Annotated in this window: 3 protein-coding genes; all 3 read left to right on the top strand. The window is 37.9% G+C overall.

The window, feature by feature from the left end:
* Positions 1-198 precede the first annotated feature (198 nt).
* A complete protein-coding gene (gene comA / locus E7Z77_RS09790) occupies positions 199-969 on the top strand; it encodes a phosphosulfolactate synthase (RefSeq protein ID WP_292753595.1) in 771 nt (256 codons plus the stop codon).
* Between the two features lie 11 nt (positions 970-980).
* Entirely contained in the window at positions 981-2,234 is a 1,254-nt protein-coding gene (locus tag E7Z77_RS09785; RefSeq protein WP_292753594.1) for a methanogenesis marker 16 metalloprotein, read from the top strand.
* A 13-nt stretch (positions 2,235-2,247) separates the two neighbouring features.
* Positions 2,248-2,741 (top strand): ferredoxin:CoB-CoM heterodisulfide reductase subunit HdrC (gene hdrC, locus E7Z77_RS09780; protein ID WP_292753592.1); only part of this gene is annotated, 494 nt, incomplete at its 3' end.

Raw genomic sequence — 2,741 nt, 5'->3', positions numbered from 1 at the left:
TGAATCTATTCCTGAAAATGTCCGCAATTCACTAGCAGATTTAGTTAAAAGATCTGAAAATGAAATTAATGCGCACTGATTTTTTTACTTTTTTTTCATATTATTTTTAATTTTTTTTAATGCAAAGTGTTAAAAACTTTTATATACAATTTCATATTATTTATAGATTACATAATAAAAATTAACACGCGTGATATTTTGAAATCATTTGAATTTTTATCAAAAAAGAGAGAAGAGAAACCAAGAAATTGTGGAATAACAATGGTTTTGGACAAGGGTCTTGGCCTTGAGAGCGCAGAAAGCCTGATGAATATTTCCGGAGATTATGTGGACTATCTTAAATTCGGATGGGGAACTTCTATTGTACATGATAGGGAAATAGTCAAGGCTAAAGTTGAAATGTATAAAAAGCATGATATTACTCCCTATACTGGCGGAACACTATTTGAACTGGCTTATATGGCAGATAAACTTGAAGAGTTTTTTGCTGAAGCTCATGAATTAGGTTTTCCTGCTGTGGAAATATCAGACGGTTCAACTACCATATCTCACGGCGATAAACTGAAATACATTCAAATGGCCAAAGAAAAAGGCTTTGAAGTACTGTCTGAAGTGGGTAAGAAAAATCCCGATTTGGATAAGGAGCTCACATTGGATGAAAGAATCGAGTATATGCAGGATGAACTTGATGCAGGTTCTTCTCTTGTTATTGTGGAGGCAAGGGAAGGAGGTAAAAACATAGGAATATTCGACCAGTCAGGAAATGCAAAGGAAGATGAAATAGATTATATCCTTGAGAAATTTGACGGCAGCAAAATCCTTTGGGAAGCTCCAAATAAAGACCAGCAGGTCTTCTTCATTTTAAAATTAGGAAATACAGTTAATTTAGGAAATATTTCCTCAGATGACATTACCTCTCTTGAAACATTAAGGCAGGGATTGAGAGGAGATACTTTAGGCAAAATTTAAGGGTGTCTCAATTGACTAATAACAGAACAATCACTGAAATAAACGAAAAAATCGATAAAGGCGAAGCAAACATATACACTGCAGAAGAATTCAAAAAACTCATTAAAAAAGGAGACCCACCAAGTTTTGAAGATGTTGATGTGGTAACCTGCGGAACATGCGGTGTAATGAGTGGAACAGCTGCAATCCTTAACTTCATCATATCTGAACCTGGAGAATTCATAAGGGCATCTGAAGTTTACATAAACGGTGTGCCGGCTTATGCAGGACCATGTCCGAACGAATGGCTAGGTTCAGTCGATGTTATCCTTCATGGAACAGCCCATTCCATTTATGATGAAAGCTACGGCGGAGGATTTCTGCTTAAGGAACTTCTGGAAGGCCGTGAAGTTGACGTAAGGGTTGAAAGTGCAGACGGAAAAACAATAGAAAACACTATAACGCTTGAGGATATTACTCGTGGTCAGCTTATCGGTGCCCGTATGGCATTTAAAAACTATACTGCATTTACAAATCCGAATCCCGAATCAGTATCATCAATATTTGCAGCAACACCTCTGGAAGGAAACCTGAGGGGTCTGACATTTTCCGGATGCGGAGACCTGAACCCTCTTCAAAACGATATCCCGCACAATGTGATTAAGGAAGGATCAAAAGTTTTAATCAACGGGGCGCAGGGTTATATTTTAGGAGACGGTACCAGGTCAAGCCCTGAAAAACCTAACCTTATGCTTTCTGCGGATTTATGTAAAATGGATCCTTATTACATAGGAGGATTTAAGACAGGTCAGGGCGGAGAAATCTATGATACCGTAGCAATTCCGATTCCTGTTTTAAATGAGGAAATTTACAATAATCTGCTAATTCGCGATGAAATGGTTGATATTCCTGTAGCTGACATTAAAGGACGTCACTTGCCCCTGGATGAAACCAATTATGCCGAGCTGTGGGGAGATTATGACTTAAGACCGCAGTATGACAGGGATAAATGTTCCGGCTGTGAAAACTGTGTAGTCGAAAGGATTTGTCCTACTAATGCATTCAAAAACCAGAGACTGAATCTTGCATACTGCTACGGATGCGGAATGTGTGCAAATTACTGTGAGAATAATGCATTTGATATGGACACGGGCAGCGTTGATTTAAACATCAACGGCAAAGATGTCAATATTCCGATTATCTGCAGACAATCAGACAGATTAAGAGGAAACAAATTATCATTAAAATTAAAGAAAATGATTGAAAATAAAGAGTTTAAATTGTAAAACAGGTGGTAATATGTCTACCCAACAAAAAATTACAGACTCTCCGATTGATTTTGCTGAAGAAATAATCAATGATGTTAAAAACTCAAAGGATGAAGGTGTTTTAAAGTGTGTGCAGTGCGGAATGTGCACATCAACATGTCCTGCTGCAAGGCATTCAGACTATAATCCTCGTGAAATCATAGAAAGGGTTCTTGATGGTGATGAAACAATTTTGGAAGATGACAATATATGGAACTGCTTTTACTGTTATACATGTCACAGTGTATGTCCTGTTGGAAACAGCGTCTGTGAAGTAAATCAGATTCTAAAACAGATTACAATTGAAAACGGAAACTGTTATGAAAAACTTTATGAATATCTGGGATTTGCAGATTCATACTTTACAGCGGCCATCGGAGCTATTCCTGAGAGGTTTTTCCCAGACATTGACAGGGATGTTCCGGGCTGGTGGCAGTTCAGACAGAACCTTGATGAAATAAGAAATGAGCTGGAACTTGACCCTCC

The sequence above is a fragment of the Methanobrevibacter sp. genome (assembly GCF_015062985.1).
Taxonomy (GTDB): Archaea; Methanobacteriota; Methanobacteria; order Methanobacteriales; family Methanobacteriaceae; genus Methanocatella.
The sequence above is the reverse complement of the archived record's forward strand: the minus strand, read 5'-3'. Positions and strand labels throughout refer to the sequence as shown.